This is a genomic window from Halomonas sp. hl-4 (assembly GCF_900215475.1).
GTDB lineage: Bacteria > Pseudomonadota > Gammaproteobacteria > Pseudomonadales > Halomonadaceae > Vreelandella.
The window spans coordinates 3,092,150-3,115,961 of sequence record NZ_LT907845.1; the positions used below are offsets into that span (position 1 = coordinate 3,092,150).

General features: G+C 58.8%; 19 protein-coding genes. 8 read left to right on the plus strand and 11 right to left on the minus strand.

Annotated elements, in window-relative coordinates:
- The first annotated feature begins 190 nt into the window (after positions 1-190).
- A complete protein-coding gene (locus tag CPH17_RS14630) occupies positions 191-1,117 on the plus strand; it encodes a 2-hydroxyacid dehydrogenase (RefSeq protein ID WP_074394981.1) in 927 nt (308 codons plus the stop codon).
- A gap of 72 nt (positions 1,118-1,189) precedes the next feature.
- Here the strand turns inward: CPH17_RS14630 and CPH17_RS14635 are convergent, their stop codons facing one another.
- From CPH17_RS14635 to CPH17_RS14675, 9 genes are all read right to left on the minus strand, one after another.
- Entirely contained in the window at positions 1,190-2,650 is a 1,461-nt protein-coding gene (locus tag CPH17_RS14635) for an NAD-dependent succinate-semialdehyde dehydrogenase (protein ID WP_096300963.1), read from the minus strand.
- 32 nt (positions 2,651-2,682) lie between these two features.
- A complete protein-coding gene (locus CPH17_RS14640) occupies positions 2,683-4,341 on the minus strand; it encodes an ABC transporter ATP-binding protein (protein WP_074394982.1) in 1,659 nt (552 codons plus the stop codon).
- A 4-nt stretch (positions 4,342-4,345) separates the two neighbouring features.
- Complete coding sequence (locus tag CPH17_RS14645; protein ID WP_082934171.1) at positions 4,346-5,254, minus strand: ABC transporter permease; 909 nt, start codon at positions 5,252-5,254, stop codon at positions 4,346-4,348.
- Complete coding sequence (locus CPH17_RS14650; RefSeq protein ID WP_074394983.1) at positions 5,251-6,207, minus strand: ABC transporter permease; 957 nt, start codon at positions 6,205-6,207, stop codon at positions 5,251-5,253. The genes CPH17_RS14645 and CPH17_RS14650 overlap by 4 nt, the downstream gene beginning before the upstream one ends.
- 102 nt (positions 6,208-6,309) lie before the next feature.
- Positions 6,310-7,950, minus strand: coding sequence for an ABC transporter substrate-binding protein (locus CPH17_RS14655; protein ID WP_074394984.1), 1,641 nt, complete (start codon positions 7,948-7,950; stop codon positions 6,310-6,312).
- 160 nt (positions 7,951-8,110) lie between these two features.
- Positions 8,111-9,385, minus strand: a complete 1,275-nt coding sequence (locus tag CPH17_RS14660; RefSeq protein WP_096300099.1) for an NAD(P)/FAD-dependent oxidoreductase — start codon at positions 9,383-9,385, stop codon at positions 8,111-8,113.
- Positions 9,386-9,419: 34 nt separating this feature from the next.
- The gene (locus CPH17_RS14665) at positions 9,420-10,094 is read right to left on the minus strand and encodes a haloacid dehalogenase type II (RefSeq protein WP_096300101.1); all 675 of its coding nucleotides are present in this window, start codon (positions 10,092-10,094) and stop codon (positions 9,420-9,422) included.
- 159 nt (positions 10,095-10,253) lie between these two features.
- The gene (locus CPH17_RS14670; RefSeq protein ID WP_096300104.1) at positions 10,254-11,585 is read right to left on the minus strand and encodes an NAD(P)/FAD-dependent oxidoreductase; all 1,332 of its coding nucleotides are present in this window, start codon (positions 11,583-11,585) and stop codon (positions 10,254-10,256) included.
- Between the two features lie 52 nt (positions 11,586-11,637).
- Positions 11,638-13,113: an aldehyde dehydrogenase family protein gene (locus CPH17_RS14675; protein ID WP_096300106.1), complete on the minus strand. Its 1,476-nt coding sequence runs from the start codon at positions 13,111-13,113 to the stop codon at positions 11,638-11,640.
- 265 nt (positions 13,114-13,378) lie between these two features.
- Here CPH17_RS14675 and CPH17_RS14680 point away from each other — a divergent pair, with 265 nt between their 5' ends.
- The 5 genes from CPH17_RS14680 (at position 13,379) to CPH17_RS14700 (ending at position 18,855) form a co-directional block, all read left to right on the plus strand.
- Positions 13,379-14,248, plus strand: a complete 870-nt coding sequence (locus tag CPH17_RS14680) for a GNAT family N-acetyltransferase (RefSeq protein WP_082934172.1) — start codon at positions 13,379-13,381, stop codon at positions 14,246-14,248.
- A 14-nt stretch (positions 14,249-14,262) separates the two neighbouring features.
- Positions 14,263-15,558: an amidohydrolase gene (locus CPH17_RS14685; protein ID WP_074394990.1), complete on the plus strand. Its 1,296-nt coding sequence runs from the start codon at positions 14,263-14,265 to the stop codon at positions 15,556-15,558.
- 199 nt (positions 15,559-15,757) lie between these two features.
- A complete protein-coding gene (locus CPH17_RS14690) occupies positions 15,758-16,729 on the plus strand; it encodes an aldehyde dehydrogenase family protein (protein ID WP_231898040.1) in 972 nt (323 codons plus the stop codon).
- A gap of 31 nt (positions 16,730-16,760) precedes the next feature.
- Complete coding sequence (locus tag CPH17_RS14695) at positions 16,761-17,636, plus strand: NAD(P)-dependent oxidoreductase (protein ID WP_074394991.1); 876 nt, start codon at positions 16,761-16,763, stop codon at positions 17,634-17,636.
- A gap of 280 nt (positions 17,637-17,916) precedes the next feature.
- Positions 17,917-18,855 (plus strand): GGDEF domain-containing protein, encoded by a 939-nt coding sequence (locus CPH17_RS14700; RefSeq protein ID WP_074394992.1) that lies wholly within the window; start codon positions 17,917-17,919, stop codon positions 18,853-18,855.
- Here the strand turns inward: CPH17_RS14700 and CPH17_RS14705 are convergent.
- Positions 18,852-19,613 carry an SDR family NAD(P)-dependent oxidoreductase gene (locus CPH17_RS14705; RefSeq protein WP_096300108.1) on the minus strand — a complete coding sequence of 254 codons (762 nt, stop codon included), beginning with the start codon at positions 19,611-19,613 and terminating at the stop codon, positions 18,852-18,854. The two genes, CPH17_RS14700 and CPH17_RS14705, sit on opposite strands and share 4 nt — an antisense overlap.
- 198 nt (positions 19,614-19,811) lie before the next feature.
- Here CPH17_RS14705 and CPH17_RS14710 point away from each other — a divergent pair, with 198 nt between their 5' ends.
- Entirely contained in the window at positions 19,812-21,158 is a 1,347-nt protein-coding gene (locus tag CPH17_RS14710) for an aspartate aminotransferase family protein (RefSeq protein ID WP_074394994.1), read from the plus strand.
- On the opposite strand, the gene pdxR is transcribed toward CPH17_RS14710, so the two are convergent.
- Entirely contained in the window at positions 21,155-22,636 is a 1,482-nt protein-coding gene (pdxR, locus tag CPH17_RS14715; RefSeq protein ID WP_096300110.1) for a MocR-like pyridoxine biosynthesis transcription factor PdxR, read from the minus strand. The two genes, CPH17_RS14710 and pdxR, sit on opposite strands and share 4 nt — an antisense overlap.
- A gap of 248 nt (positions 22,637-22,884) precedes the next feature.
- Here pdxR and CPH17_RS14720 point away from each other — a divergent pair, with 248 nt between their 5' ends.
- A complete protein-coding gene (locus CPH17_RS14720; protein WP_074394996.1) occupies positions 22,885-23,742 on the plus strand; it encodes a transporter substrate-binding domain-containing protein in 858 nt (285 codons plus the stop codon).
- Positions 23,743-23,812 lie beyond the last annotated feature (70 nt).

The following is a 23,812-nucleotide window of genomic DNA, read 5'->3' on the forward strand; positions in this document are numbered from 1 at the left end:
GGCCTCGGTAACCGCGTAATCCTTCGTATTTACTGGCTTGTGCAGCATGATTCACTGTATGGGGGAGCGCAGTGTAATCTGCCACTTAAACGTGGATTTAGGCCCATGGCTTCGCTTCACCACTGTCAAAACGGTATCCGCTGCCTCTCAAACCACCGTAGGATGACGTTTTAGCTAAGGAGACGCTGCGATGGCACTGCTGTATAAATCTGACCCGGTGCGCGGCGCCCGGTGGAAGGAACTGTTTGCCCAACACGCGCCGGATATTGAGTTCCGCCAATGGCCCGATATCGGCGACCCTCATGAGATCCGCTATTTGTTGGCGTGGACGCCCCCGGAAAACATCATGGCGTGCCTGCCCTCCCTTGAAGTGCTGTTTGCCACCTCTGCGGGAGTCGATCAGTTTGATTTTGACGCCCTGCCTCCAGAGCTGCCGGTGGTGCGGATGCTCGACCCCGCCATTGAGCGCGGCATGATTGAGTACGCTACCTTTGCAACGCTGTGGCTGCACCGCCGCATGGGCGACTATGTGCGCCAGCAGCGCGAGGGGAAATGGCAGGCGCATATGCTTGTGCCGACTGAAAAACGACGCATCGGTATCCTCGGCTTGGGCCAGCTTGGCTGCGCCATCGCCACCCATCTGGCAGGTTACGGTTTTGACGTGCGCGGCTGGTCGCGTTCGCCAAAGCAGGTGGCGAATGTTCACTGCCACAGCGGCCAGGCAGCGCTGGATGGGTTCCTGGCTGAAAGCGATATTGTGATCTGCGTGTTACCGCTGACCGACGCTACGCGCGGTATTCTCAATAGCGACCTTTTTGCGCGTATGCCCGAAGGCGCGGCCTTGATCAACATTGGCCGGGGCGAGCACCTGGTTGATCACGACCTGACGCAAGCCCTCGACGACGGGCATCTGAGCGCGGCGGTATTAGATGTGTTAAGCGAAGAGCCGCCCGCCGATGACCACCCCTTCTGGCAAGACGAGCGGATTTTGCTGACCCCCCACGTAGCCGCGATGACGCAGCCGGATAGCGCTTTCCCGATCCTGCTGGACAACCTGCGTCGTTATCAACGCGGTGAGCCAATGATTGGCCGTGTCGACCTGCAGCGTGGTTACTAGCATAGCGTTTCCCCACTCGCTCGCTGTGTATCGGCGAGCGAGTGGGGTATGTTGGCGTTCGTTAAGTACGTGTTAGTTCAGTCCGCCCATATGAAACGCTTTCTCTTCCAGGTACTCATCCAGCCCCTGGCTGGCACCTTCACGGCCCAGGCCTGACTGTTTCATGCCACCAAACGGCGCGACTTCCATTGAAATAGAACCAGTGTTAAGGCCGACCATGCCGAATTCCAGCGCTTCACCGACCCGCCAGGCCCGGCGCACGCTCTCGGTGAAGAAGTAGGCGGCGAGCCCAAAGGGCGTAGCGTTGGCAATACGAATAGCCTCTTCTTCGTTGTCAAATTGCATAATGGGGGCGACGGGGCCAAAGGTCTCTTCCTGGGTGACCAGCATGGCTTCGGTTACCTTGGTGAGCAGTACCGGCGCCACAAAGCGATCCTGACCACTGGGCACCTCACCGACCACCCGTTCAGCACCATGGGATAAGGCGTCATCGAGATGGCGGGCGACTTTGCTCACCGCCTGGTCGTTGATGAGGGGGCCGATCGTGGTGCCTTCCTTCATGCCGTCGCCACAGCGCAACGCCTCGATTTCGGTCGCCAAGCGGGCCACAAAGCGGTCATGAATGCCGGATTGAACCAGAATACGGTTGGCGCAGACGCAGGTCTGGCCCGCGTTGCGGAACTTGCTCGCCATGGCGCCGGCCACCGCCAGTTCCAGGTCAGCATCGTCAAACACGATCAGCGGGGCATTGCCGCCCAACTCCAGGCTGAGGCGCTTGATATCGTCGGCACTCTGGCGCATCAGCAGGCTACCCACCCGGGTCGAGCCGGTGAAGGAGAGCTTGCGCACGGTGGGATTGGAAGTCAGTTCGCCGCCAATGCCTTCGGGCAACCCGGTGACAATATTCACCACGCCTGGGGGAAAACCAGCACGCTCCGCGAGCACTGCCAAGGCCAATGCTGAAAGCGGCGTCAGCTCCGACGGTTTGATCACAATCGGGCAGCCGGCCGCTAACGCGGGCGCGCACTTGCGGGTAATCATGGCGATGGGGAAGTTCCAGGGGGTAATCGCACCGCACACGCCCACCGGCTGTTTGAGGACCACAATGCGGCGATCCGCGCTGGGCGAGGGGATGGTCTCGCCATAGGCGCGGCGTGCCTCTTCCGCAAACCATTTGATAAAACTTGCGCCGTACTTAACCTCCCCTTGTGATTCGGCCAGCGGCTTGCCCTGTTCCAGGGTCATCAATACCGCCAAGTCCTCACTGTTTTCCAGTATCAGCGCATGCCAGCGCTCCAGCAGTGCTGCGCGCGCTGCCGCTGTTTGCGCACGCCAGTCGGGCCAGGCCGCTTCGGCGGCCTCTATCGCACGGCGGGTTTCGCTGGCACCCATGCTGGGTACGCTAGCCAGTGCTTCGCCGCTGGCGGGGTTGGTGACGGTCAGCGTGGCCGCATCGTCGGCGTCGCACCATTGTGCGTTGATAAAGGCCTGCTCGCGGAGCAGTTGAGAGTCGCTGAGGGGCAAAGACGGCATGCTTTTCTCCTGGTCATCAATAGGGTTAGTGGTTAAACGGGCGCGGTTGACGGCTGCGTATGGGTCGACCATTGGCACCCTTCCAGCCAGCCCGGCTGTAGCTCTGGCACCGAGCCAATCAGCTTGCGGGTGTAGGCGTGCTGTGGCTGGTTGAGCACCGTGCTGCAGGGGCCGAACTCCACACACTCCCCCTGGTAAAGCACCATGACGTCGTCGCACAGCGAGCGTACCGTCGAGATATCGTGGCTAATAAACAGGTAGGCAACGCCAAGCTCACGGCGCAGTTCAGCCAGCAGCTCGAGAATGGCGGCGCCTACCACGGTATCTAACGCCGAGGTCACTTCATCGCAGAGAATCAGGTCGGGTTCTGCGGCTAGCGCCCGGGCGAGATTGACGCGCTGCTTCTGGCCGCCTGACAACTCACTGGGCTTGCGGTCGAGCAGGGAGGGCGACAGTTTGACCAAGTCCATCAGTTCCTCGACCCGACGCTGTCGGGCATCGCGGCTCATCTGAAAATAAGTTTCCAGTGGCCGGTTGAGCAGCCGCCTCACCGAGTGGGCGGGGTTGAGCGCATTGTCGGCGCTCTGGAAGACGATCTGGATACGCCGAAACTGGTCGGGGGTGCGTCCGCGCAGCGTCGGCGGTAGCTCACGGCAATTGAACTGAACTTCACCCCGTGACGGCGCCACCAGGCCAGCAACTGCCCTGGCAAGCGTCGATTTGCCCGACCCGGATTCACCAATCACGCCTAGCGCCTGGCCGCGATCGATGCGCAGTTGGATATGATCCAGCACGACATTTTTCGGGAGCCCACTGCGATCACAGCGCCCGTAGCCCACTTGAAGATCATCAATGCGCAACAGTTCGTCGCCGCCGGACGGCAGGCTGGGGGGCATGTGGGCCTCGGGACGCGCCGCCGCCAATAAGCTGCGCGTGTAGGCATGGCCCGGATTGTCCAGGATTTGCCCAATGGGCCCTTGCTCCTGCTCCTCCCCGGCCTGTAGCACCAGCACGTGATCGGCAATCTGCGCCACCACGGCGAGGTCATGAGAGACATACAGCGCCGTGGTACCCCGCTCGCGCATCACGCGCTTGAAGGCCCGCAGCACATCCACCTGGGTGGTCACATCCAGTGCGGTGGTTGGCTCGTCCAGAATTACCAGCGCGGGGTCGGTGATCAGGGCCATGGCGGCCATAAGCCGCTGTAGCTGGCCCCCGGAAACCTGATGAGGGTAACGGATGCCGATATTTTCCGGGTCGGGCAGGGCCAGCTCGCCAAACAGCTGAATGGCTTTCTGCTGCGCTTGTTGACGATCCATCACGCCGTGAATGAGCGCGCCTTCGATGACCTGGTCCATCAGGCGGCGCGAGGGGTTGAAGGCGGCCGCGGCGCTTTGGGCAATGTAGGTCACCCGGTGGCCGCGCAGCGCGCGGGTCTCCACGGCCGAGAGCGACAGGATATCGGTCTCGCCCAGCTGCACGCTGCCGCCGGCGATCCGGCAGCCGCGCCGGGCATAGCCCATCATGGCCAGGGCAATGGTGGTCTTGCCCGAACCGGACTCACCGATTAGCGACATCACTTCGCCTGGCTTGAGCGTGAAATTGATCTGGCTGACGATCGTGCGCTCATCCTCACCAGGCGGGGTCGCACAGATATCAAGATCGCGTACGATCAGCGATTCACCTTGCATGGCGTCACTCCTTCTGGTTTTCGCGGCTGTTCGAGAGGCTGTCGATCAACAGGTTGGCGCCGACGGTTAATGAGCCAATCGCGAGGGCTGGGGCAATCACGGCCAATGCGCCTTCGCTAAGCCCACCGATGTTTTCACGCACCAGGGAGCCCAGGTCGGCGACGGGAGGCTGGACACCCAGCCCCAAGAAGCTCATGCCGCTGAGCAGCAGTACGATGAACACAAAGCGCATGCCCATATCGGTGAGCACGGGCTGGATCATGTTGGGAAAAATTTCCACGGCGGCGATGTACAGCCGTCCCTCTCCCCGGGTACGGGCGACTTGAACGTACTCCAGGGTGGAGAGGTTCTTGGCCAGGCTATGGGCAATACGAAACGAGCCCGGCGCGTAGCTGAGCACTGCCGCCAAAATCAGCAGTGGGATAGAGGTGCCAAAGGCGGAGACCATCACCAGGGCCATCATTTTGCTGGGGATCGAGATCAGCGTATCGAATATCCGCCGAACGCTCTCCTCGAGCCAGCGGGGCAGGAGCACCGTCAACATGCCAAAGCCCGCGCCAACCAGAGTTGACAGTAACGCGGCCACCAGCGCCAGCCCCACGGTATAGCGTGCCCCGGTGAGCATGCGGCTGAGCATATCGCGGCCCATGTAGTCGGTGCCCAGCAGGTGGGCCGTGGTCGCGCCGCCATAAATCTCATCAGAGACAAAGGCGCCCATGGGATACGGTGCCAACAGTGGCCCAAACAGAGCGACGAGCAGCCAGAAGCTGAATAGGCTGAGACCAATCCAGCGGGTGAGCTGCCACCCTGAACGATTGCGCTGTTTGGGTACCGCTATCGGCAGGCGGCTTCTTGGCGAGACATAGGGATGACGGTTGCCCTTGGCAGCGGGCATTGTCTTGGTATCGTTCATCGGTTTCGCAGCCTCGGGTTGGAGAGAATCGCGCACAGGTCAGCCAACATGACCAGCAGCAGATAAGTGCCGCAAAAGATCATGGCGCAGGCCTGTACCAGGGCGAGATCGCGATTGGAAACCGCATCGACCATCAAACTGGCGATGCCTGGATAGTTGAAGATGGTTTCGACGATGATCACCCCGCCCAGTAGGTAGGAGAGGCTAAGTGCCACCGCATTGGCAATCGGGCCAACGGCATTAGGCAACGCATGGCGGAGTACACGCCGCATGGGTGGAACGCCCTTGAGCCGCGCCATCTCCACATAAGCGCTGTCGAGCTGATCGATCAAGGCCGCCCGTGTCATACGTGCCATTTGAGCAATCAACACGCTGCACAGGGTGAGCACCGGCATGGCGTAAACTTTCATGAAGGCGCCCAAACTGTCGACGGTAGACGTGTAGGAGAGCGCCGGTAGCCAGCCGAGCTGCACGGCGAAAATCAGCACCGCCAGGGTGGCGACCAGAAACTCGGGCACCGCCACCATCGACAAGGTGATCAGGTTCAGGGTGCGGTCGAGCACGCCACCCCGGCGCATGGCAGCGGTAATGCCCATAATGATCGCCACGGGGACGGAAATTACGGTGGTAATGGCGGCTAACAACAGCGAATTGGGGAGCCGGTCACTGATCAGTTTAATGACCTCTGTATCATTACTGGCAGAGCGCCCCAGGTCCCCGGTGACAAAGCCACTCAGCCATTGCCAGTAACGCAGCAAGGGCGGTTGATTGAGACCTAATTGGGCGCGCAGCGCCTCCACCTGTTCCGGCGTGGCAAACTGCCCCAGTATCTGTTGGGCGGTATCCCCTGGCAGCAGCGAGGTGATTGCAAAGATCACCAGCGATACCATCAGCAGGGTAATAAGACTGGAGGCCAGGCGACCTAGCACCAGTCCAAAGAGAGAGTCGCGCATCGTTCTTCTCCGGCGCAAGAGCCATGTTCGTCATCACCAAGCGTCGTTAGGCGCTTTTGTGATGATGCCCATGGCTCGTGATGACAGTAGGGAGAGCAGGGATCAGCCTTTCCACCAGATATGTTCGGCGAACATATAGCCCATAAAACTGCCCAGGGGCACGGTGCGGTCCATGCCACCAATGCGTGCATCAAAGCTTTCGACATTGCTCAGGAAGACGGGAATGCCGATGCCGCCCTCTTCATGGATCATGGTCTGCATGTCGGCGTACATCTGCTTACGGGTGCCCTCATCGGGTTCACCTCGTGAGGCAATCAATAGCTGATCGAACTGCTCGTTCTGCCAACCGGCTTCGTTCCAGGAAGCACTCGAGAGGAAAAACTGGGAGAGCAAAATATTCGCCGTTGGGCGCGGGTTGATATTGCCGAACCCCAGCGGATGCTTCATCCAGTGATTGGACCAGTAGCCGTCGGAGGGAACCCGTTTGATATCAAGGTTGAGCCCTGCCTGAGAGGCGGATTGCTGAAGCAGCACCGCCATATCTTCCGACGAGGAAGCTGCAGGCGACGCCACCAGTGGCACGGTTGCGCCAGACAGTCCTGCCTTGGCAAGCAAGGAGGAGGCGCGATCCGGGTCGTACTCACGCTGGGGCAGCCCATCGAAGTAATAAGGAGAGCTCGAGATAATCGGCTGGTCGTTGGCGATCTCGCCATAACCGCGCAGGGCGACGCGCTTGATCTGCTCGCGATCGAAGAGATACTTCATCGCCTCGCGGAATTCCGGGCGACTGGTGGGCTCTTTGTCGAAGCGCATCACCAGGTCGGTGTAGTTACCGGCGTTCGTCGCTTTCACCTGGTAACCGTCCTTGGTCTTCATGCGCTCTGCAGAGGTACCGCTCACCTCATTGATCATATGCACATCGCCCGAGAGCAGCGCATTGACCCTTGAGGATTCGTCGCTGATCCCCACCATCTCGATGGCATCCAGATAGGGATAGCCATCGCGCCAGTAGTTCTCATTGCGAACGCCTATTGAACGAACGCCGGGGGTAAACTCCTGGCACTTAAAGGCGCCGGTACCCACACCTTTAGAGAAGTCGGTCGTGCCGTCTGCCACAATCACCAGGTGCGAAACGGCCAGGATGGAGGGCAATTCGATATTGGGAGAGGAAAGATTGAATTCGACGCGGTGATCATCCAGGGCCTTGATACTTTCGATTTGCTCGACCATGGAGGCAACTTTGGAACCTGTTTCGGGATCCTTATGTCGCATAATCGAAAAAATCACATCCTGGGGCGTCAGTGGTTTGCCATCGTGGAAGGTGACGCCACGACGCAGGGTAAATATCCAGTGGCTGCCGTTGTCGGTATTTTCAAACGACTCGGCCAGGCAGGGCTGGGGTGTCAGATCCTCATCGTACTGGGTCAGGCCGTTATAAAACATGTAGGCGCGCGCATAGTCGATGGCCGTCGCCCCCAAGGCAGGATCCAGCGTATCTTTCGTGGACGCCGAGTGCGCCGCAACCCGAATACGGCCGCCGTACTGGGGCTTCGCGCTTTCGCTATCCGCCGCCCAGGCTGAAGAGAAACCGGGAAAAGCACCAGACGCGGCGGCAAAGACGCCCGCCGCGCCAATGACCTTCATGGCGTCGCGTCGAGACAGCCCGCGCTGCATGGCGTTGTAAACCTGCATGCTTTGCTCGGGAGAAACAAACAGATCATTGGGTTTTTTATCGCGTGTCATAAGCCTTCTCCTTACTGCGATTAAATATTGTTGTGAGTCTGGCAGCGCGTGCTTGGCTGTTTTTTTAATGGCCTTGTTCTTAATAGCCCTGTTTTTATAGTTGCTGTTTTATCGCTCTCTTGGTGAGTTTGGGAAGCAGTGTGAGTGCTGTGGTGATGGCTCAATGCAATCGGTCCTGTAGTCGGTACCAACTGCCCACCAGGGGTAAAAACCACGGTTTGCCAAAATGACCGGGGATAGCTGGCCATTTGGTATCCTGCCAAGGATGGTGTTGGCGGTTGCCAAGCATCACCTCGGCTAACACATGCCCCATATGCACCGACATCTGTACCCCATGGCCGCTATAGCCCATGGCGTAGTACATGCCGTTGTGCTGTCCTGCATGGGGCAGCCGGTCTTTGCTCATATCGACCAGCCCGCCCCAGCAGTAGTCGAGCCGGATCCCTTTTAGTTGGGGAAAGGCCTCTTCCAGGCCGCGGCGCAGTATCTCGCCGCTCTTGGCATCCGATTGACTGCCGGACATGGCAAAGCGTGCCCGTCCGCCAAACAGCAGCCGATTATCGGCAGTAAGCCGGAAGTAGTGACCGACGATGCGGCTGGTGACATAGGAACGCCGCTGGGGTAACAGCTGGGCACATTGGGCGGCTGAAAGCGGTTCGGTGACGACGATGAAGCTGCCCACCGGCACCAGGCGGCGGCGAAACCAACTGAGTGGGCCTGTCTGCGAAGCACCGGTGGCCAGCAGCACGTTTTCGGCGCGAATATCGCCACTGGGTGTGCCTAGCCGGTACGTGGACTTCTCGCGGGTGACGCAGGTCATCGGCGTACGTTCAAAAATATGCGCGCCATGCCTGGCTGCCGCGTCGGCCAGGCCGACGCCGAAGCGCCCCATATGCATCTGGCCGCCGTTACGCTGCAGCAGCCCGCCATGGTAGAGCTTTGAATCCACCTCCTCGCGAACGGCGGCGGCGGAGAGCATCTCTACGTCGCTATCCACGTCACGGCGAATGGCGTCGCAGGTGCGCGCGAGCTTGTCGTAGTGCTCCGGTTTAGCCGCCAGCTTCAGCTTGCCGTGGCGCAGGTAGTCGCAGTCGATCGCCTCTTCGCCAATCACACGCTCGACGCTGGAGACCGCCTCGGCGTAGGTGGTGTAGTAGGCAATCGCGCGCTCGCGGCCAAGCTGCTCGACCAGGCTGGCGTAGTCTTGGGCCACGCCGGTGTTGCACTGGCCGCCGTTGCGCCCCGAGGCTTCACCAATGATTTGGCCCGCCTCCAGGAGCGCCACGCGGGACCCACCCCGGGCCAGCGTGCGGGCAGCCGACAGCCCGGTAAAGCCACCGCCCACCACCGCCACGTCGTAGTGCTCTTGGGTGAGTGCCTGCTGGCCCCCGGTAAAGGGCGGCGCTGTGGACAGCCAATAGGAGTTGAGTTGCATGGGCGGCTCCTGCACGGTGGGCGAAACAGTCAGCTTAAAGACCGACTAACGCGGGCAAGTCGCGAATATCGTTAATCTTGGTCGCCCCGTAGCCGTCGCAGTAGGGCTCGTGGTTGCGTGCCACAAACGCCTTGTTCTTGATGCCCATCAGGTGAGCTGAAATAAGGTCATAGCGGAAGCTTGATGAGACGTGGAGCAGCTCTTCGGGGTGGCAGTCCAGGCTGTCGATCATGGCTTCGAAGGCGGCTAAACGTGGCTTGTAGACTTTGAACGTATCGGCGGTGAAGACCTTGTGAAAGGGCACCTCAAGCTTCTGCACGTTCGACATGATTTGGCTGTCATCGGCGTTGGAATAAATCACCAGGGGGATTTTGTCGGCAATTTTCGAAAGCCCCTCAATCACGTCCGGGTGTGGGCCCCAGGTAGGGACGGCGTTGTAATAAAGCATGCCTTCGTTGTCGCGGTATTCGATGCCCCAGCGTTTGCAGGTGCGCTCCAGCGCCGCACAGAGGGTTTCTGCGTAGGGTTTCCACTCGCCAAGGACTTCGTCGAAACGGTAGGCGCCAAAGTCTTTCACGAAGCGCTCCATGCGGTCGGCATCGGGGATGCGATCGGCAAAAATTTCGCGCGTCATACGCCCCATCTGGAAGTTGGTGAGTGTGCCGTAACAATCAAAGGTGATGTATTTAGGACGCATAATCTCGCTCATTTTGTTTGATCCTCGTTTGTCGTGATTGGAGAGTCTTTGGTGCAGCCACTCATGTCATTACAGCATTCTTGAGCAGGCGCCAGACGCTGAAAGTACGCGCCCGGCTAACACAAACCGTCTTTTTTTGGGATGGATGCAGCATAGAATGCGGCAGGCCGCTCACATCATTTCTGGCTGGCGGATACGGCTGCCATCGGAGAAGCGGTTGATGTGGTAAGGGGTGGGGTCGACCACGGGAGTGGCATTGGTCGCCAAATCCGCCGCCAGTTTTCCCGCACCAGGGCCAATGCCGAAGCCGTGGCCGCTACAGCCAGCGGCGACGATAAAGCCAGGGATGCTCTCAACCGGGGAAATGATGGGTATCATATCCGGGGTGGTATCGATCATCCCGGCCCAGGCGCGGGCAATATGGATACCTTTCAGTTCGGGGTACTCTGCCTTCAGTTCTGCCAGGGCGGCACGTGCCTGGGGAAGATCCGGGGTGGGGTCAAGCACGCGCTGGCGCTCAAATGGCGATACCTGATCAAACTGCCAACTGCCTGCCGCTTCAGGCCCGTTGAAGAAAGACGCGCCAATGCGTATCTGCAGCTTCTTGGCTAATTTGCTGCGGTAGGCGGCGTAGAATTTGCTCGCATAGCGAAGCCCCTGGGGGCTGATTTCCACCCGGCCAAGGCCTGGCAGCGCCAAGGTGTAGCTGCCATCCAGGCGGCGGCGCAGCGCGACCTTAGGGGTGATCAGACAGCCCGGTGTGACCTCCGGCGCGGCGGTGGTTTGCAGCGCGGTGCCCATGATATTGGCCGAAGGTAGCTCAACGCCGTGGCGACGGCAGAAGCGAGAACTCCAGGCCCCGCCTGCACAGATGACCGTCGAGGCTTTGATCAATCCGTGCTCCGTCCAAACGCCGCTCACACGCCCGTCATGCAGATCCAGGCCGCGCACGGCACAGTTTTGGTGAAGGTAGGCGCCGTGTTCACGGGCCCCAGTGGCAATGGCGGAGCATGCCATCGAAGGTTCGGCCTGGGCATCGCTGGGCGACCAAACGCCGCCAATACACGATGAGGTGGTGCCGGAGGCACGCTTGCGGGCTTCTTCGGCGCTCAACATATGGCTGGTAAAGCCTCGTTCCCGGGCCTGTTGCCCCCAGGCTTCCCACTTTGCAAGGGTCGCTTGGCTATCCGTGGTGTAAACGATACCGTTGCGCCGAAACCCCACGTCGCGGCCGATCTCTTGAGAGAACGCCTCCCAGCGATCGAGGCTATACATGGCCAGCGGCAGTTCGAACATGTCGCGATTCTGCTGGCGCACCCAGCCCCAGTTGCGGCTTGACTGCTCAGCGCCGATAAGCCCCTTCTCCAGCAGCGCCACCGAGACCCCTTGGCTAGCCAACTCATAGGCGGCGGTCGTCCCCACGATGCCGCCACCGATTACCACCACATCCACCTGCTCGGGAAGGGCCGGGCTGTCGTGTACGGCGTCCACGTTGATAAACATGCTTGCTACCTCTACTTGGTAGATAAAATCACTATCCAATACGCTGGATTACTCACTGGTCGAGATCGATCAGCACGCTTTTATGCTGCAGGCAGGCGTCAAAGGCCGCGCGGCCCAGGTCGCGGCCCACCCCTGAACGTTTGTAGCCGCCAGTGGGCAGAATGTAATCGTTACTGCGACCGTAGCGGTTAACCCATACCGTGCCCGCCGAGAGGCTTCTTACCGTGCGCAGCGCACGCCCCAGGTCAGCGGTATGAATGCCCGCCGCCAGGCCGTAGACATCGTGTTCGGCCAGCGCTAAGGCCTCTTCTTCACCCTCGAAGGTTTGGATAGTTAACACCGGGCCGAAGATTTCTTCCTCCACGGCGGGATTGTGGCGGTCATTCGTATGCAGCAGGGTGGGCTGGTAAAAGTGGCCGCCATCATTGCGTTCAAAGCGCTCTCCACCACTCAGTAGCTCAGCGCCCGCCTCGCGGGAGCGCGCCACGATGGATTCAATGCGCTCCAATTGGATAGCGGAAATAATCGGCGAAAACCAACCGCCAGCCTGCCAGGTGTGGCCAGGGGTAAGGGTTTTGAACAGACCGCTAAGCCGCTCAACCATGGGCTCAAGCAACTCCCGTTGGATCAATAGCCGCGAGCCTGCAACGCACACTTGCCCGGCGTTGCCGGTAATCGCGGCGGCCAGGGTTTTGGCGGTGCGATCAATATCCGGGATATCGGCAAACACCAGCTGCGGGCTCTTGCCACCCAGCTCCAGAGTGACCGGCTTGGGCCCGGTTTCGGCACAGGCGCCCATGATGGTGCGCCCGGTCACCGTTGAGCCGGTGAAGGTGACCTTGGCCACAGAGGGGTGACGACAGAGCGCGTCGCCAGTTAACGGCCCGTTGCCCTGGATAACGTTGAGCACCCCTGGTGGCATGCCCGCCTCAATGGCTAGCTCGGCCAGCCGCACGGCGGTGAAAGGCGTCATCTCGGAGGGTTTGAGCACCACCGTGTTGCCTGCGGCCAGCGCGGGGGCGACTTTCCAGCAGGTCATGCTGAGGGGAAAGTTCCAGGGCGCGATCGCGCCAACGACGCCCAACGGCTCGGCAATCTGCATACCCAGGTGGTCGTGGGCGGTCGCCGCGACCTCGCCGCCGTGCTTGTCGGCGAATTCCGCAAAGAAGCGAATACCCTCGGCGGTGTAGGGCACATCCCAGGCCCGGGTCTGATCGATCGGCCGGGTGGAACCAAGTGATTCCAGCGGGGCGAGATAGTCAATATCGGCTTCAATCAGGTCTGCCCAGCGGCGCATAACCCGTGCCCGCTCCCGCGGCGCGCAGCGTGACCAGTCACCGCGCATAAACGCCTGTTGGGCGCTGGCGACGGCATCATCGACGCGACTGGCATCGGCCAGGGGCAGCTCGGCATAGACGGCCCCGTCGGAGGGACGGGATACACTGAGCGCGCTTGGGTCAGTTACGCGCTGACCCTGAATAAAGTGCGCACAGGGCAAGGCAATGCGGGCAGGATCGAAACTTGGCATGTTAGTCCTTGATTAGAGATATTTAATAATAAGGAATGGTGACGGCATCCAATGGGTGTCTTGCTTGCCTACCATCCTAGGTCGGATGCCCCAGCATGGGGTGCTGAGTACAGGGGGCTTGGGCGCAGGTGATGCGCTCCCCTATAGCCGCGACGGTTAAATCTGCTGAATTGCGCCAAGTGCCCGTTTACGGCGTGGCATCGCGCCGCCCTGAGTGCCAAAGTAGCAGCAAACCAAACAACCCCAGCGCAAGGAAAATCGTGCGATGACTCACTCCCCTTCGACGACTGCTTCAGCTAGTGCTCCCGCCCGCTTTGAGCGTGAGGGCTTAACGTGGCGACCCATGACCGTTAACGATCTTGAGGCGGCGCATCGCCTGTCCCATAAACTTGGCTGGCCCCACCGCGTCGACGATTGGCGCCAGATGCTTGAGGTGGGAGAAGGCGTTGTCCTGGAAAGCGTCGGCGGTGAACTGGTGGGCACTGGGCTCTGCTTCAATCAAGGGGCCGTGGCCACCCTGGGGCTGGTGGTGATTAGCGACGATTGGCAGGGCCTCGGGCTCGGGCGCGAGATGATGGTACGGCTGATGGCGCTGGCGGGCCCACGAACGCTGCTATTAGTGGCCACGAAAGCGGGCCAGCCCCTGTACCAAAAACTGGGCTTTGAACCGTGCAATCGCATCTGCCAATACCAAGGAGTGGTCACCGGCGCACCGCCTGCGCCGCGTGAGCCGGGTTTACGTCCGATGGAGGCAATCGATCAGGCGATACTGATCGCGCTCTCACCCGACAGCCCGGCTCATGCGGTGGCCGTTCAATCGGCTAATAGAGGGGTGGTGATTGAAAAGGCAGGTGTCATTGAAGGGTTTGCGCTAAAGCGTACCTATGGGCGCGGCGAGCATATTGGCCCCATTCTGGCGCGCAGTGCCGAACAGGCGCAGGCGCTGGTGTTGGCGCTGCTGACGGATGCTGAGGGTGATTTTATACGCATTGATTTAGTCGATCCCAACGACGATAGCTGGCTGACGGCGTTAGGACTCACCTGTGTCGATCAAATCACCCGCATGCGCTGTGGCGAGGCTGTCGAGGAGGGGCCGTTAACGCGCTTTGGCATGCTGACTCAGGCGCTGGGCTAACTCGGAGGCAGCTTATGAACGCGAATATCATGGATGCCGCGAATGCCCTCGCTCCTCAGCTCTCTGCCCTGCGGCGTGACTTTCACCGCTATCCCGAGCAGGGGTGGATGGAGTTCCGCACCGCCAGCCTTGTGGCTGAACGGCTTAGCCAGTTGGGGTTCAGCGTTCAACTGGGAAAAGCAGTGGTGAGTGAGTGCACGCGCATGGGCGTGCCAGATGCTCAAACGCTGGACGAAGCCTTGGCACGTGCACGTACTCAGGGTGCCGTTGAGCGCTGGCTGCCTGCCCTGGAAGGGGGCTTTACCGGCGTTGTGGGTACGCTGGATACGCAGCGCCTGGGGCCAACCCAGGCGTTCCGTTTCGACCTTGATGCCCTGCCAATCGTTGAGTCCAGCGAGGGTGATCACCGTCCTTACCAAGCGGGCTTCCACTCGCTCAATCAAGGCTCCATGCACGCCTGCGGCCATGATGGCCATACCACCATCGGGTTGGGCATGGCGGAACTGCTGAGCCAGTTTTCCAGCCAGCTGTGCGGCAAAATAAAATTGATTTTCCAGCCAGCCGAAGAGGGCGTGCGGGGCGCCCAGTCGATGGTCGAAGCGGGTGTCGTCGATGACGTTGATAGATTGGTCGCCACGCATCTGGGCCTTGGGCACCCCAGCGGCCATGTAATTTGCGCCGCCGATGGCTTTCTGGCCACCACCAAGCTGGATGTGCGCTTTTCAGGCAAGGCGGCCCATGCCGGCGGTCAGCCAGAAGTTGGCCAGAATGCCTTGCTGGCGGCCGCCCAGGCGACCCTTGGTTTGCACGCCATCGCCCCCCATAGCCAAGGCGCTGCGCGGATTAATGTGGGTCAACTGCATGCCGGGAGTGGGCGCAATATCATTGCCGATAGCGCGCTGTTAAGGCTGGAGACCCGTGGTGCTACGGAAGACATCAACCACTATATGGAAAACCGTGCGTTTGAGGTGCTTAAAGGCGCTGCTGCCATGCAGGGCGTTGATGTCTCGATTGAGCGCGTTGGCGCTGCCAGTGCCTGCGCCGCCAGCCCTGCTTTGGTAGATAAAATTGCCGCTTGTCTTGGCGGTTACCCTGGCATCACCCAGTTAGTGAAGCACGATGTAACGGCCTCGGGCTCAGAAGATGCCACCTCACTAATGGCCAGGGTGATGGAGCACGGTGGCCAGGCGAGTTACATGATTTTTGGTGCGGATCTTGCGGCTGGCCATCACCACGCCTGCTTTGACTTTGATGAGGCAGTGATGCCACTGGCAGTCGGCGCGTTGATGCAGGTAGCGCTTACCTCATGATACGCGACGCAGAAGCGCTGATGGATATGACGCTGGTTTTGTAACTCATCAGCCATGGTGATGGCGTAAACCTATAAGGCAATACGGCTGTTTCGATTGCTATCGGGTGAGTCGCGTATCGGCGCAAGCCGGAATTTCCCCGTGCGCTTACCCGGCGCTATCTTGGCGCCTGATTACAAAACTAAGTACTGCCGCCGATTTGGAGCGTAAAACCCACATCGTGCTGGCGGCGGGCAACACCGTAGTGCTCAAGCCAGCGGAAGACGCCTGTTTGAGTGTGCTACGCTTGGCGGAGTTGGCAGTGAGCCATGGCTTGCCAGTTGGGGCCCTCAATGTAGTACCAGGGCTTGGCTCCGAGGCGGGTGCTGCGCTTGCCGCCCATCCTGACATTGATCATCTCTCCTTTACCGGCTCGCCTGAGACTGGCACGCATGTCTCCCAGGCGGCTGCGCAACACCATGTCCCGGTTACCCTGGAGCTAGGCGGTAAATCGCCCCAATTAGTGTTTGCCGATGCAGACCTTGACGCAGCGCTTCCAGCAGTAGTGCGCGGCATTATTCAAAATGCCGGGCAGACCTGTTCGGCAGGCAGTCGCTTACTGGTTCAGCGTGAAATTGCCGATAGTGTGGTAGCAAATCTTTGTGAGCGTTTTGCTACCTTGCGTTGTGACGCGGGTGAAGCAGATGCTGACTGTGGGCCGCTGATCAGTGCGCGCCAAAAAGCCAAATTGGAAGCACGTTTGGTGGCGGCTGAGGCGGATGGTATTTGCGTGGCGGCAAAAGGCAAGTTAGCCCCAGGCGCGTGTTCCGGAGGCCATTTCGTGCTTCCGCAACTACTGACAGACATCCCTGAGGGACACGAAGTGCTCCAAGAGGAGTTGTTTGGCCCTGTGTTGGTGGTGCAGGTATTTGAGGATGAAGCGGAAGCGTTGGCACTGGCCAACGCCACCGATTTTGGTCTATGTGCAGGCATTTGGACGCGTGATGGCGGTCGCCAGCTACGCTTATCCAAAGGCATCCGTAGTGGTCAGGTATTCATTAATAATTACGGCGCTGCCGGGGGCGTCGAGCTGCCCTTTGGGGGCGTTGGCCGTTCCGGACATGGCCGTGAAAAAGGCTTTGAAGGACTGCGTAGCTATACACGTATTAAGACCGTCGCAATCAAGCATTAACGGATGCGTCACCTAACCTAAGGAGATAACAATGAAGACAGCACGCCAAGTCGGCATCGTCGGTGTGGGTTTAATGGGCCACGGAATTGCCGCGAGTTTGCTACGCGCCGGCCATCAGGTCAGCTTTCTAGAACACCCAGGCAACCAGCCGGTAGATGACTTATTGGCCGCGGGTGCCACGGCGCTGCGTTCGGGCCGGGAAGTGGCTCAGCGCGCGGAGGTGGTGATTTTGTGTGTCACAGGGTCGCCCCAGGTAGAAGCAGTGTTGTTTGAACCCAACGGCGTACTAGAGGGATTAACGTCCGGCAGCGTGGTGGTGGACTGCTCCACCGCCTTACCTAGTTCCACTGAAAAAGTCGCTGCCCGAGTTGCTGGCGCGGGTGGGCGCTTTATGGATGCCGCCATGACACGCACCCCAAAAGAAGCCGCAGAAGGTCGGCTCAACTTGATTGTGGGTGCGCCGCAAGCGCTGTTTGATGAAACGCTACCGCTGTTGCAAGGCTTTGCCGAAAACATTGCCCATGCGGGCGAAGTAGGCGCAGGGCATACGCTCAAACTGCTGCATAACTTCGTTTCACTGGGTTTTTCCGCCGTACTGGCCGAGGCCACCGCTGCTTCTCGCAAAGCGGGCATCAGCGATACTGCCCTGTTAGAAGTGCTGGGGGCAGGAGGCGGTGGTGGGGTGATACTAGAACGGCTGCGCCCCTATATCGCTGAAAATGACCCTTCTGGGTTTCGGTTTACCGTTGCCAATGCCAGTAAAGACCTCGGCTACTACCAGACCATGACCAGCGAGTTGGGTGTGGAGCAAGGCGTTGCGGGCGCAGTGCATGCCCTGTATTCCTCAATCGACGATAGCGCGCTCGCAGTGCCAGAGGTCATAGGCGTGCTTGAAAAACGTCGCTAAAAATAGCGGTTGCAGATGTAAAGCTTAGCAACTATTCCTGATGAGGCGATCAGCGCGAAAGGAGGGCAATTGGCATTTAATTGGCGCCCCATAGCCTGCGTTATGTTAATGAAGTGTAATTGGTTATATTTTTAGGTAACTGTAGCCAGTGCTAGACAGTAAGGTTTGCGCTGACATAGGCGTGTGGCGCATAGCTGAACCCGTAGTGCCGATGCCTGTCAATGTTCGCATGAACAACGGCAACGAGTGCACTTCTATTTCACAGGGACGAGTTAAAAGTATGTATCAGCACCATCCGCTACCAGGGCCACGGTCTGACGGCGAACAGCCAGATCATGCGGTAGCCATCCTGAGCGTAGAAGGACACTCGCCAGGGGTTCGCATTGTGGATGTGAATACTGACTATCAGCGCTTGTGGGGCGGCACCCGAGAAGAGTGGTTGGGGGCTGTTCCTATCGTGGTCCAGCAACAGGCAGTCAATCAGCAAATTTTTACGCAACTGCATGATGCGCTGAACCTGTTGAGCCAAGACAGCCGTAATACCTTTGAAGGGTTGGGAGGACGTGAAGTCAGTCGCCGCCATGACGGTTCTCGCATGCATATAGAGTGGCGGATTTCCGCCATGGGGGCTAACCACCATGGCCCCATGACGCTGGTGCTGACCCAGCGTGATGTAACCGAGCAAATGGAGAATGAGGCACAGCTCGAGCAGCTAGCGACTACCGATATGTTAACCGGACTTGTTAACAGAGCGCGGTTCGATGCAGTTCTGAAAAACGAGCTGAATCGACAACATCGCTACGCACGCCCCCTCTCTCTGATCATGCTAGACATCGATTTCTTCAAAGACATCAATGATAGTCACGGTCACGATGCAGGTGATCAGGTATTGGTTAACCTGGCTGTTTTACTTGAAAGCAATTTACGCCGTGCGGATTGCTGCGCTCGTTGGGGTGGAGAGGAGTTTATGCTTTTGGCACCTGAAACATCGCTTGAACAGGCTGTTCAACTCGCCAATAAAATTAGAGTGGCCATCAAAACGGCGAGCTTCCCCATTCCGGGAAGCGTTACCGCCAGCTTTGGCGTTGTCGAAGTGCATCCTCAAGAATCAGTCAAAAGCGTGATGAAGCGAGTGGATAACGCCCTTTATCTTGCCAAAGAGAAAGGGCGTGATCAGGTCTCACCCATTGAGGTGTTGACGTCCGCTAAGCAAGCCTAGGTAGGGTCGCGATCAATCGCAAACGGTGCCCAGGCTTGGCGCACAGGCATAATCTCCAAACGATTAATATTAATGTGCGCGGGAAGCGTGGCGAGGTAGTAAAGCTGCTCGGCAATATCCTCTGCCTGTAGCGGTGTGGTGCCCCGATACAGCGCGTCGGAGGCGGCTTGGTCGCCTTTAGTCCGCACCAGTGTGAACTCGGTTTCGGCCATCCCAGGGGCCAGGTCGGTCACGCGTACCCCAGTGCCCTGCAGATCACAACGCAGGTTATAGCTGAACTGCTGCACAAAGGCTTTAGACGCCCCATACACATGCCCGCCTGGATACGGCCACTGCCCCGCTACCGAACCCAAATTGAGGATACTGGCGCCTTTTCCCGTATCCATCAGATGAGGTAATGCTGCGTGGGTCACGTTGACCAAACCGGTGATATTGGTGTCGATCATGGTGTGCCAGTCTTTGAGTGCCACCTTTTGCGATGGCTCCGGCGCTAGCGCCAATCCCGCGTTGTTAATCAAACAGGTTAACGGTAGAAAATCGCCTGGCAAATTGGCGATGGCGTCTGTGACGGCGTCGCTGTCACGCACATCCAGCGACATGGTCAGCACACTTACCTGCGGCGAGAGTTCGGTTTCTAGTTCGGCAAGCCGTTCTTCTCGGCGTCCCGTCAGAATCAACGACCAACCGGCTTTGGCAAAGCGGCGCGCAGCGGCTTTACCAAAACCCGATGTGGCGCCGGTTATCAATACGCTAGGCATGGTGCTTCTCCTTACTCATCAAATAAAAGATCAACTCAACTCTATAGTGTGTGAAGCAACGCGCTTAGAGCCAGATCATTCGATCGACTGTGACATTGGCTGTCCTAGAGACCCGATGTGGTTGGCCCTATAGCAGCGCGGGTGATGTCGCTAGTCTTTCATTAGATGATTGTTGGGTAAATTAATTGGGAGCTTGCTATGAATGCCGATATTGCCACGTCTCGCCTATCGAACCGTGAGGTGGATAATACCTATGTGCACGGTTTGGACCGTCAATATGTCTTCCACTCCTGGTCCCAGCAAGGCAGCCTGGACCCCATGGTTGTAGCAGGCGCGTCCGGGTGCCGCGTTTGGGATTATGCTGGAAACACCTACCTGGATTTCAGCAGTCAACTGGTGAACACCAATATTGGCCATCAACATCCCAAAGTGGTCAGTGCCATCCAAGCCCAGGCAGCCGAGCTTTGTACCATCGCCCCGGCCCATGCCAACCTGGCCCGCAGCGAGGCCGCAAAACGAATTATCGGCAAAGCGCCCGATGGGTTTCGCAAGGTGTTTTTCACCAACGCGGGGGCCGACGCCAACGAAAATGCCATTCGCATGGCACGCCTTTACACGGGGCGCAGCAAAATACTTTCGGCGTATCGTTCGTATCACGGCAATACCGGCGCCTCAATTGCCGCCACTGGCGACTGGCGGCGTGTGCCCAACGAGTATGCCAGCGGGCATGTGCATTTCTTCAATCCCTACCTCTATCGCAGCGAGTTTTGGGCGCGGGATGACGATGAGGAATGCGCGCGTGCTCTTCAGCATCTTCGCCGGGTGATTGAATGCGAAGGGCCCAAGGCGGTGGCCGCGATCCTGCTGGAAACCATTCCCGGTACTGCCGGGGTGCTGCTACCTCCACACGCGTACCTTAAAGGTGTCCGCGAACTCGCTGACGAATTCGGCATCGTGCTGATTCTGGACGAAGTCATGGCCGGGTTTGGGCGTACGGGCCGCTGGTTTGCCTTTGAGCACTACGCGGTCGTACCCGACCTGATTGTATTCGCCAAAGGGGTCAATTCTGGCTACGTGCCTGCCGGTGGGGTGATTATTTCAGACCCTATCTCGGCCTACTTCGATGACCACTTTTTTGTCGGCGGTCTGACCTACTCAGGCCACCCCCTGGCAATGGCCGCCATCGTGGCGACGCTGGATGCGATGGAGGAAGAAGGCATCGTGGAAAACGCCGACACCATCGGCAACGGCTGCCTGGCCGAGGGGTTGCAGCAGCTTGCCGAACGTCATGCGGTCATTGGCGACTGGCGGGGTATTGGGGTGTTTCATGCGCTGGAACTGGTCAGCGACCCAGTGCGCAAGACGCCTCTGCCGGGAGCGGAAGTGTTGACGCTCAAGCAGCAATTGATGGAGCAGGGGCTGCTGGTGTTTAGCGTGGAGAACCGCATTCATGTGGTGCCGCCCTGCAACGTGACAAAGGCCGAGGTAACCGAAGGCTTAGCGATTTTGGACAAGGTGTTAACCGATTACAGGGTCGCTTATTAAGTGGTTGACGCGCGATCGTAAGCAAGCCCTAAGGTTTCGATGCCTGGGGCAATGCGTTCACGTGCGATAGCCCCAAAGCCCAAGCGGAAAAAGTGGCGGGGAGGCGCGGTGTCAAAAAAGTGCTGAAAGCCGGGTTCAATCAGCACGCCGCGTTGCGCGGCATGCCAAGCCAAGCGTTGCGTATCGATGCCTGGCTCGGCTTGCATCCAAAACGCACTGGAACGCGGGCTGCTAATGCATTGGCAACCGGGTAACGCCTGGTCGATGGCCAGACGCATCGCGTCGCGTCGCTGGTCAATTTCTTGGGTATGTTGCTTCAGGTAACGCTCGTAATACCCCTGGGCAATAAATTGTGCCAACTGATGCTGAAGGGCGGCCGGTGGATGGCGATACATCAAGCGGCGCAGTGCCCGCAGCTCGTCAATTAATTCGGCGTCGGCCACAATGTAGCCCATGCGTAATCCAGGTGAGAGCGCCTTGGATAAGCTGCCCATGTAGATAATACGGGCGCTTTGGGCGCTGGCTTTGAGCGCGGGCAGGGCGAACTGGTCGCCATGAATTTCAGCGTCGTAATCATCTTCAATCACGATTTGATCGCGGTGGGGGATCTGGGCGAGCAAGGCATCCCGTCGTGCCCGACTCATGGTCACACCGGTCGGCACCTGATGGCTCGGCATAACGTAGAGATAGTCACAGTGCTGCGAACCCTGAAGGTACATGCCTTCGCTGTCCAGCGGTTGCAACTGCACGCTGGCCCCCCGCTGGGCAAACACATTCATGGCTTCACGGTAGCCGGGCGATTCCAAGGCAACGCGCGTGCCCCGGTGGCAGAGCAACTGGGCGATCAAGAAGAGCGCATTCTGGGTGCCCATGGTAATCAGGATATCGTCCGCGCGGGCAAAAATACCGCGTCGTGTTAAAACACGCTTACGTAACTGTTCAATCAGTAAAGGATCGTCCTGGTCAATGCGATCACACAGCCAGGGTTTATCCCGCCGGGAGTTTAATAGTCGTCGAGATACATCACGCCACTGGGTTAACGGAAACAAGTCTGTGTCGAGCTGCCCATAAATAAACGGGTAGGGGTAATCCGACCAATTGCCCGGTTTTAAGATCCCTTGATAATTCGTAGGGCGTTGAATAATGCGTTTGTGCCAGCTTGGTGCACGTTGTGGCGAGGTGGTAGGGGCAGTGAAAGCCGGCAACGCCGCCTGCTGGGAGGCATCGCCATAGTCGGGGTGTAAGTAGTAGCCACTGCGGGGTCGACTGATCAGGTAGCCGTCTTCGACGAGGTTTTCGTAAACAATCGCGACGGTATTGCGTGAAATGCCCAGTTGCTGTGACAGCTTGCGACAAGACGGTAACGCCTCGCATGAGGGTAAGCTGCCGACGCGAATCGCTTCCAGCAGTGACTCGCGCAGCTGCTCCTGCAGGCAAATGGGTGCTGCCGGGTCAATATCAAGACACAGTGCCGTCATCTTATGCTCCCCCTTCTTTTCATTGACTGACTCATCCACCCGCTTAGTAACCTTAAGCAGCTTTCGTGCCAACCGGCCAAAACCAAACTGTCCCTTGAATTTCAGGTAACTGGCTCTAGGAGACGGCCATCTAAAAAAACTAGGGTGATGTGACGTTCAGCGTTTTGCCGAAGTGGCCGGTCACTCACCGGGCTGGCCGTCGTAACTATTTGGGCATACTGGATAAAAGTCACCTGAGGAGTCTTGCAATGAGCAACGTCAAAGTAGTTCCCAGCTTGATGATGGCCGGCATAGTGTCGCTTGGTGTAGCAACAAATACGCACGCGGCCGACCTTCCGGAAATCGAAGAACGTGGCTATATGAACGTGGCCACGGAGGATAATTACGCGCCGTTTAACTTTATGGACGGTGACGATCCCGATGGCTTTATCGAAGATGTATTGGCCGAGTTGGAGGACTACGCCGACTTTGAAATTCGCCAGGAGATTTTGCCCTGGACGGGACTCCTTGCCTCGGTGACGTCGGGCAAATACGACATGGCACTGACCGGCGCGTCGGTGACAGATGAACGCATGCGGGTGTTCAACTACGCCCCGCCGTTTGCCTCTGCTCAACACTATTACATCAAGCGAGCAGGCGATGACCGGATCAACAGCGTTGAGGACCTAAGCGGCATGACCCTGGGCGTGCAAGCCGGCAGTGCGCTGCTTTCGCGTCTGCCTGAGCTCGAAGAGATGCTGGCGGAAAGTGGCGGCGAATTAGGTGAGGTGGTTGAGTATGAAGCCTACCCTGAGATTTACGCCGACCTCGCCAATGAACGCGTTGACTACGTGATCAACTCCATCGTGCCGGTCAACGATGTGGTCCGTGAACGTCCGGATGAGTTCGAAGCCGGCCAAGCCGTCTCAGGTCCAGGGTTCGTCGCTTGGCCAATGCCCAAGGACAGCCCTGAACTGCTCGAATATATGACCGAGTTTATGGACCACCTGCGCGATTCGGGCCGCCTAGCCGAACTTCAGGAGAAGTGGTTTGGCGAGTCGTTTGATGACTTGCCTGAAGAGCCGATTACCACCGTGGATGAGTTTCACGAAATGGCGGGCATGTAAGCCATCCTGTGCAGCAGCCGCTTACCGGGACGACGGAACGCGGCTGCTTTTTTTATCCAGTGAGTAAAGG

Coding starts and splice junctions, on each gene's coding strand:
- CPH17_RS14635 (WP_096300963.1), bottom strand. CDS start 2,650: ATGCCGTCTTTGCCCCTCAGCGACTCTCAACTGCTCCGCGAGCAGGCC.
- CPH17_RS14670 (WP_096300104.1), bottom strand. CDS start 11,585: ATGTTTATCAACGTGGACGCCGTACACGACAGCCCGGCCCTTCCCGAG.
- CPH17_RS14660 (WP_096300099.1), bottom strand. CDS start 9,385: ATGCAACTCAACTCCTATTGGCTGTCCACAGCGCCGCCCTTTACCGGG.
- pdxR (WP_096300110.1), bottom strand. CDS start 22,636: ATGACGGCACTGTGTCTTGATATTGACCCGGCAGCACCCATTTGCCTG.
- CPH17_RS14700 (WP_074394992.1), top strand. CDS start 17,917: ATGTATCAGCACCATCCGCTACCAGGGCCACGGTCTGACGGCGAACAG.
- CPH17_RS14675 (WP_096300106.1), bottom strand. CDS start 13,113: ATGCCAAGTTTCGATCCTGCCCGCATTGCCTTGCCCTGTGCGCACTTT.
- CPH17_RS14695 (WP_074394991.1), top strand. CDS start 16,761: ATGAAGACAGCACGCCAAGTCGGCATCGTCGGTGTGGGTTTAATGGGC.
- CPH17_RS14710 (WP_074394994.1), top strand. CDS start 19,812: ATGAATGCCGATATTGCCACGTCTCGCCTATCGAACCGTGAGGTGGAT.
- CPH17_RS14630 (WP_074394981.1), top strand. CDS start 191: ATGGCACTGCTGTATAAATCTGACCCGGTGCGCGGCGCCCGGTGGAAG.
- CPH17_RS14650 (WP_074394983.1), bottom strand. CDS start 6,207: ATGCGCGACTCTCTCTTTGGACTGGTGCTAGGTCGCCTGGCCTCCAGT.
- CPH17_RS14655 (WP_074394984.1), bottom strand. CDS start 7,950: ATGACACGCGATAAAAAACCCAATGATCTGTTTGTTTCTCCCGAGCAA.
- CPH17_RS14645 (WP_082934171.1), bottom strand. CDS start 5,254: ATGAACGATACCAAGACAATGCCCGCTGCCAAGGGCAACCGTCATCCC.
- CPH17_RS14685 (WP_074394990.1), top strand. CDS start 14,263: ATGAACGCGAATATCATGGATGCCGCGAATGCCCTCGCTCCTCAGCTC.
- CPH17_RS14720 (WP_074394996.1), top strand. CDS start 22,885: ATGAGCAACGTCAAAGTAGTTCCCAGCTTGATGATGGCCGGCATAGTG.
- CPH17_RS14680 (WP_082934172.1), top strand. CDS start 13,379: ATGACTCACTCCCCTTCGACGACTGCTTCAGCTAGTGCTCCCGCCCGC.
- CPH17_RS14705 (WP_096300108.1), bottom strand. CDS start 19,613: ATGCCTAGCGTATTGATAACCGGCGCCACATCGGGTTTTGGTAAAGCC.
- CPH17_RS14640 (WP_074394982.1), bottom strand. CDS start 4,341: ATGCAAGGTGAATCGCTGATCGTACGCGATCTTGATATCTGTGCGACC.
- CPH17_RS14665 (WP_096300101.1), bottom strand. CDS start 10,094: ATGAGCGAGATTATGCGTCCTAAATACATCACCTTTGATTGTTACGGC.